Source organism: bacterium, from assembly GCA_037131655.1.
Lineage (GTDB): Bacteria > Armatimonadota > Fimbriimonadia > Fimbriimonadales > JBAXQP01 > JBAXQP01.
In genome coordinates, this window is the sequence record JBAXQP010000141.1 from 1 (window position 1) to 7,157 (window position 7,157).

Here is a 7,157-nt window from a genome sequence, read left to right on the forward strand (position 1 = left end):
GGGTCACAATGAAAGACCTGAAAAAGGCTGCAGCGGACATAAAAAAGGTTCAAGCGCTAGGCGGCAAACCCGATCCCGAAGTAGTAAAAGCCTTAAAGCCAGCATCCAAATCACCAAAGAAACCTATTAAAAAACGAAAATAAAAGCTCAAAACAGCCTCCCCCCGCCCGGAGGCAGAAGAGGGTTTCGGAAACTTGTTTCCGTTCTTACGGCCAGAAATTGTAGGTGGGGATGTGGAAGATGATTCCGGTTAGAACCCAGAAGCTGGCCATCACGCATTCACCGACGATAATTCCTAAGAAGAGCGGGAGCGCCTTTTGATAGGCTTTTAAACCGCCGTAACGAAGGATCGTAAGCTTGACCAGCCACGCCATCATCAATGGGAACCAGAGCAGGCCAATAGACCATCCGCCTGATACCGCATATCCTGCCGGATGAAGCGGGAACCAGGGAAGTTTCAATCGAATACCGCACAATAATAACGTGGATGCAATTCCCCCGAATATGGCTGCACTTGTATTTCGTTGAAGATCGCTAGGCGCCGGTGTTTTTATCCAACCTTCCATTCGCCCCCACGCTGAATCACCAAAATAACGAGCGATATCGGCTCCGTTAAACCAAGCGGGAGTTGCAGCGCCGTGTCGGTAACATTGGTCGAGTTCTGCCCAGAAACCAAAGAGCGCTCCGAACACTGTCGCTATTAACATCGCCCAAAGCAATGGCTTATAGCGTCCATGGGTCCGCTCTGCCATCTTGAAGCCTTCGAGTTGAAACGGCATCGGGTGCGAACGATAGGCTCGGTTGAAGCCATAAAACATCGTAAACATAGTCAAATCGCCACGCCTGAGCAGGTTCGATTGAGTAAGGGAAGGAATAATCGTATCCGCGCCGCACTGCCACAAATCATGAGCGGGAGGGCCTAATTCGGCTCGCATGCGAGTGACGGCAATGGCTATCGTGAAATAAATAATAAAGAAGATAGCGATCATTAAAGGCGACATCCCTGCGAAGTAGCAGAAAGCGAAAATGAGAACGCTCCCCAAAGCTAACCCCATAAGTGCCCAACGATAGCCCATCGGCTCATCTTTATCCTGTAAATCAATTGATTTATTAAAAACGCTTTTAAAAACCCTGCCAAGCATGTTTCGGCTGATATAAAGCGCGAATATGGCTAAACCGGCATACGCTCCAATCGATTGCTCTCTAACGAAGGGGAAACCACGAATAGTCGATAACCCCCAAGCCGATCCTGCAACAGCCTCAAAGCGCCAAACCCAATTGAAGAACCAAGTCGAGAACAAGAGATCTACCGGCAAGAGCATCCCCATCGCAAATCCCAATGGATAAAAGGCAACAGGAATAAAACCAAGAGCATTCCAAGGGGCGGTGGTAAAGGCTGATCCTAAATTCCATGTCCCTTGCTTTAGAGGAAGTAAAGGCACGGATGGGACCAAAGTTGCGATCCCGTTCCACAACTCAAGGAAAGATACAATCCCAACTCCCCACCAAAAAGCTTTATTCCGGAATATCTGCGACTTTTCGCTCACTAATTCTAATGGCAGGGTCACGAGCGGATACGAAAGCTTTTCACTCTCAGTCCACTGCTTTCTCAAAAGCGTGTTGATGCACAGCATCATGAAGCCCAGCGTGGTTAAAAATCCCGTCCAGAACAGCACTGGCCGAAGCCAAGCGAATATGTTCTCAGCTTTATAGAGGGTTGAATGACCGAGGTAGAACTCCTGTAAAGGCATTTTCTGATAAACAGACAGCCACTTAGGAATATACGGAAGGATATCTGTAGCCCAACTTTCCTTTTGGGGCGCATAATAATTGGCATGAGCCAGAACAGGTGTTAGCGATTGGATCATATCATACGAACCTAACGCCGAGGCGATAGTCAACATGATATAAACACAGAGAAGTTCCCCTGAAGTCAAAACGGCTCGCGGCCAAATTCTTTTAAGCAGACCGTTCAAGAAGATAATGACCACGAAGATGAAAACGACGTTGAAGAAAAGTGAAATCGTCGTCGGGTGCCCTTGATAGCGAATGGTCTCCATATGAACGAGCCATAAAGCGTTGATCGGCATTAGGATCAGCGCCAAAAGGACCGCACGGAAAGTAACCATGTTAGTTCGCTGTTCTACCACAGGCTCTGCAGGTGAAACCAGGGGCGTCTGTGGCTTTGACGTACCGACTTCCATTCGGAAAACCTCACACTTTGCGCAAAAATAAACGTCCATCAGATGCAGCTATAGACGCAAAATAATTTTACCTTACACAAGCCCATCAGTGCTGCAGAAGCTGACGTGCCTTACCATAAGTCAATGACGAAGCTGTCTCTTCAGCGTTTCTTATTAGGCGGGTACAATCTCAGATATGAGCGCGCCAAACGCCGAGCAATTGAAACAAAGAATAGATGCCCTGCGAAATGCCTGGGAGCTTACGCTTTGCGATATGTCTCCTGAAAAGATCATCATGACTATGAGCAAGGTATCTCGCATGTGGCAAAAAGACGGGCGTTGGTATCCAAGAGCGATGGAAGCTAAGTCTCGTTATCCCTTCGATATGGTCAAACCATCACTGGAGCGTTTTCTAAGGGGCATGGAAGGCTCTGAAGTCAACAGCACGCTTTATCATGATTGGCGGAGCGTGGGAGCTTCCTCGTATTTATTTAAAAAAGTGAATGAGATTGGATATCCGGTTTCAGCACATATCCTCGCAGGGAATGTGCCTCTTCTTGGATGGGAAAATATCGTAGCTTCTCTAATAGCTCATTCATGTCCCTTTTTGAAGCTCTCTTCTCAGGAAACAGCCTGGGTGCCACTTTTGGTTGATAGCATCCGCGAGGTTGACCCCAAACTAGCTCAATGTATCGATTTTGAAGTTTGGCCAGGAGCGGAAGGTCCCACTGCAGAGTTACTTTCTCAAGCCGATTGCGTTGTCGCTTATGGCTCAGATGAAACAATCACCACTTTACGCGACATGACCCCAACCTCGTCCCCATTTTATGGTTATGCCAACCGATTTTCGGCAGCATGGATTTCTCAAAAAGAAGCCAATGAACGCTCGGCGGCGCTTCTTGCTCAGGATTGCTCGCGATACTTTCAGCTCGGATGTCTATCACCTCAAATCGTCTTTGTAGAAGGTGATTCACTAGCGTACGCTGAACTGTTGGCAGGCAAAATTGAAGCCGAAATAAGCGCATACCCTGTCGATCTAACTTTTGATGAGGCAGTAAGCGTTCGCCGCGAACGGGAAGCTGCGAATTTCGTCGCTTGTTCTCGCCAATGGGGTGACCCAAAACTAACCTGGACGGTTATTCATTCAGACAAGCCTATTTGGAACCTCCTTGGCGTTTTCGGCACTACCAATATCTGCCCAGTAAGTTCCATCGAACAAGCTGTAGAGCAGTTAAAGCCATATAATGCGCGTATGCAGGCTATAGGCTATGCCAGAAAGCTATCTAAAGAGACCAAGGCAGTGCTGAATTATTTAAATGTCCCCCTAATTTGTCCGATCGGCACGATGCAAACCCCGCCTTTTGGATGGCATGCTGACGGACGTTCGCTTTTGTTGTCTTTGCTTCAAAGGAGTGAAATTGAATGGTGAAACGAACTCTTCCCAAAATACACACCCAAGTGCCTGGCCCGAAATCGCGCTCACTTGCCAAACGGCTTCGAGAAGTCGAAAGCCCGAATATCACTTTCATCTCAAATGATTTCCCTATCTTTTGGAACAAAGCGAAAAATTGCTTGGTCGAGGATGTTGACGGTAATTTCTTTCTTGACCTAAGCGCCTCGTTTGGCGTAGTCACTTTGGGCCATTGCAACCCTCATGTGGTGCGTACGATAAAGAAACAATCGCAGCAGCTAATTCACGGGATGGGAGATGTGCATCCTTCGGAAATCAAAGTCCATGCCGAACGAGAGATTGCCCGCCGAGTCCCTATCGATAATGCTCAGGTGATTTTGGGATTAAACGGGGCCGATGCGGTCGAAGCGGCGCTCAAAACTGCTGCCATTTACACCAAAAAGTCCCGCGCAATCTATTTCGAAGGCGCTTATCATGGCCTCAGTTATGGCACGCTACCGATTAATGGTCGAGAGGATTTTCGAACGCCATTTGACGAACAACTCGGCCACTTCACCACCCATGCCCCCTTTCCAAGAAGTGAGGAACAGATTGAAGCCTCTCTTAATGAAGTCGAACGATTACTCCACGAGGGTGATGTTGGCGCGGTCGTTTTTGAACCTATTCAGGGACGTGCAGGGATATATGTCGCCCCCCATGAGTGGATGAAAGCGCTACATGATTTGTGCCACCGTTATGGCGCTCTACTGATTGCAGATGAGATTTTCTGCGGTTGGGGACGCGCCGGAAGCTGGACTGTTTGCCAATTTGCTGACATCTACTGCCTCGGTAAATCACTCGCCGGAGGCTTGCCCCTTTCAGCATGTGTCGCATCCAAAGAAGTAATGACCGCATGGGGCGAATCCACCGGTGAAGCTATCCACACCAGCACCTTCATCGGCCACCCCCTTGCCTGCGCCGTTGCCCTCACGGTCATCAATGAGATCGAGCGCCATCACCTTCTAAAACGCGCTGAAGAAGTCGGTGCTTTCTTCAAAAAAGAGCTTCAAACCCTTCTCGCCATCCGCGAGGTAAGAGGCCAAGGCCTGATGCTGGCAATCCAGTTAGATACCAAAGAAAGAGCTTCCCGACTAGTCGTCAACGCCCTCCAAAACGGCCTAATCCTCCTCCCCGCCGGAGACGGCTCAATTATCGAATTTACCCCCCCCCTAACCATCACACCCGAGCAGATCAAGTATGCGATTAAGGTTCTTGGAGAGTGTTTAAAACAATAGTAACTGGCTTGAAATGCTATTTGCTTGACAACTTCTCTAATATACATTACAATCTAGTACTATGGATAAACCCGAGGTGCGTTCGGCGGATAGCGGAACTGTCGTGGCTGCCGGTCAAGTGTTGACCGGCCAGCATAAGAAGGGGCCTTTCGCGCGTCTGCTTCCGTTCTTAGGCCCTGCATTCATAGCTTCAATTGCCTACGTTGACCCAGGCAATTTCGCTACCAATATTCAGGGTGGGGCTCAGTTTGGATATATGCTTTTATGGGTGGTGGTCGTCAGCAATTTGATGGCGATGCTCGTCCAAACCCTCTCCGCCAAACTTGGAATCGCATCCGGTATGAACCTGGCCGAAGCTTGTCGCGAACGCTTCCCAAGGCCTGTTTCTTGGGGTTTGTGGGTGCTGATGGAAGTAGTTGCAATGTCAACGGACTTAGCGGAGTTCCTCGGCGCAGCGCTTGGGTTCTACTTACTGTTCCACATTCCATTGCTCATAGCCGGCATCCTCACCGCCATCGCCACTTTCATTATTTTAGCCTTGGAACGTTATGGCTTTCGCCCGTTGGAGGCTACGATTACAAGCTTTGTGGGGATTATCGCAGGATGCTATCTCATCGAGCTTATAATCGGAAGACCCGATTGGGCACAGGCAGCTAACGCGGTTATGTTTCCTAAGATGGGCGGCAAAGAGGGGGTTCTTCTGGCCAGCGGTATCTTAGGCGCAACGGTTATGCCCCATGTGATTTTTTTACACTCAGCTCTCACACAAGGCCGAATAGTGACACGTGACCCCAAGCAGCTTAAATTGCTTCTAAAATTCGAAATCACAGACATTGTTATCGCAATGGGGCTTGCGGGATTTGTTAATGCGGCGATGCTGATGATGGCCGCGGCGGCATTCTTTCCAAAATACAGCGACATCGCTTCAATCGAATTAGCCCATAAAACACTGACGCCTCTATTGGGAGGGGCGGCAAGTTGGGTGTTTGCCATTTCACTTTTAGCATCGGGCTTGTCTTCATCCGCAGTTGGCACAATGTCTGGTCAAGTCATCATGCAAGGCTTCATCCGAAAACGGATAGCCCCCTGGATTCGGCGATTAGTAACAATGATCCCTTCACTAATCGTAATTGCTATTGGGCTGGAACCCACTCGGACTCTAGTAATTAGTCAGGTGGTTCTTAGCTTCGGATTACCGTTTGCCATTATCCCGCTTGTTTACTTTACTGCACAAAGAGATATTATGGGAGTACTGACGAACAATAAGATCACGACTATCGCGGCAGTCCTGGTGGCAGCTTTGATTGTTACTCTAAACGTTTTTCTTTTGTATCAAACGCTTTTCGGCGGGGGAAGTTAAAATGTTCAAACGGTTGTTAGTGCCTCTTGATGGCACCATTCTAGCAGAGGCCGTTTTGCCTGTGGCAAAGTCACTGGCCAAGCAATTTAACGCGACGATAATCTTATTTCATGCAATCGAACGCGGCGCCCCTAATCGTATTCATGGTCAACGTCATATCACCAAGCCGGATGAGGGCAGTGAATATTTAAATAAAATCGCTGAAAACCTAACTCAAGCTGGCGTAATCGTTGAAACGGATGTCCATTCAACTCAATCCCGCGATATCACACAAAGTATTATTGATCATATCGAAGACTTAAAAGCCGATATAGTGCTGTTGTGCGCTCACGGGCATGGCGGTCTTCGTGATTTCTTTTTAGGCAATGTTGCACAGCAAGTTATCGTTCATGGCAAAACGCCGGTCCTTTTTGTTCGCACTGAGGAACACAAAACTGAAAAACCGTTTGAATGCAACAAGGTACTGCTTCCGTTGGATGGCACTCCTGCGCACGAACCAGCAATCAATTATGCCGTTGAGCTTGCCGGGGCTTGTGGGAAAACCATTCATCTCCTTACGGTTGTTCCTACAGTCGGCACGCTCTATGCCGAACGCGCTGCCACACGACAGCTTTTGCCAAGTACAATGAATGCCGTACTCGATCTTGCTGAACAAGGAGCTGTTAGTTATCTTGAAGATGTGATCAAGCAAATCTCAAATAAAGGATTTCAGATCACTGCAGAGGTATTGCGTGGAGAAGTCGCTTCCGTAATCCTGAGCACTATCGATCGGCTCAACATCGATGCCATCGTTTTAGCAACCCACGGCCGTACCAGCACGGACGCCTTCTGGTCAGCCAGCATCACCCCAAAAGTCCTAGCCAAATCCGTCAAACCTGTATTACTAGTGAAAGCAACGGGTGAGGAAGTAAGGTAGTTATTAGCTGTCA

Annotated in this window: 5 protein-coding genes; 4 read left to right on the top strand and 1 reads right to left on the bottom strand. The window is 48.5% G+C overall.

All coding sequences use genetic code 11. The features are described 5' to 3' along the window. Positions 1-206 precede the first annotated feature (206 nt). Positions 207-2,204, bottom strand: coding sequence for a DUF6785 family protein (locus WCO51_07755; GenBank protein ID MEI6513156.1), 1,998 nt, complete (start codon positions 2,202-2,204; stop codon positions 207-209). 175 nt (positions 2,205-2,379) lie between these two features. On the opposite strand from WCO51_07755, the gene WCO51_07760 reads away from it, so the two are divergent. The 4 genes from WCO51_07760 to WCO51_07775 all read left to right on the top strand — a co-directional run bounded on the left by WCO51_07760 (position 2,380) and on the right by WCO51_07775 (position 7,144). Continuing rightward, complete coding sequence (locus tag WCO51_07760; GenBank protein ID MEI6513157.1) at positions 2,380-3,612, top strand: acyl-CoA reductase; 1,233 nt, start codon at positions 2,380-2,382, stop codon at positions 3,610-3,612. After that, a complete protein-coding gene (locus WCO51_07765) occupies positions 3,606-4,868 on the top strand; it encodes an aspartate aminotransferase family protein (GenBank protein ID MEI6513158.1) in 1,263 nt (420 codons plus the stop codon). Before WCO51_07760 ends, WCO51_07765 begins: the two co-directional genes overlap by 7 nt. A gap of 61 nt (positions 4,869-4,929) precedes the next feature. Then, positions 4,930-6,228: an Nramp family divalent metal transporter gene (locus tag WCO51_07770; GenBank protein MEI6513159.1), complete on the top strand. Its 1,299-nt coding sequence runs from the start codon at positions 4,930-4,932 to the stop codon at positions 6,226-6,228. 1 nt (position 6,229) lies between these two features. Continuing rightward, complete coding sequence (locus tag WCO51_07775; protein ID MEI6513160.1) at positions 6,230-7,144, top strand: universal stress protein; 915 nt, start codon at positions 6,230-6,232, stop codon at positions 7,142-7,144. The last annotated feature ends 13 nt before the right edge of the window (positions 7,145-7,157 follow it).

Bases quoted from the DNA above. Each gene is read 5' to 3' on its own strand.
- WCO51_07755 (MEI6513156.1), bottom strand. From the start codon at position 2,204: ATGGAAGTCGGTACGTCAAAGCCACAGACGCCCCTGGTTTCACCTGCA.
- WCO51_07760 (MEI6513157.1), top strand. From the start codon at position 2,380: ATGAGCGCGCCAAACGCCGAGCAATTGAAACAAAGAATAGATGCCCTG.
- WCO51_07765 (MEI6513158.1), top strand. From the start codon at position 3,606: ATGGTGAAACGAACTCTTCCCAAAATACACACCCAAGTGCCTGGCCCG.
- WCO51_07770 (MEI6513159.1), top strand. From the start codon at position 4,930: ATGGATAAACCCGAGGTGCGTTCGGCGGATAGCGGAACTGTCGTGGCT.
- WCO51_07775 (MEI6513160.1), top strand. From the start codon at position 6,230: ATGTTCAAACGGTTGTTAGTGCCTCTTGATGGCACCATTCTAGCAGAG.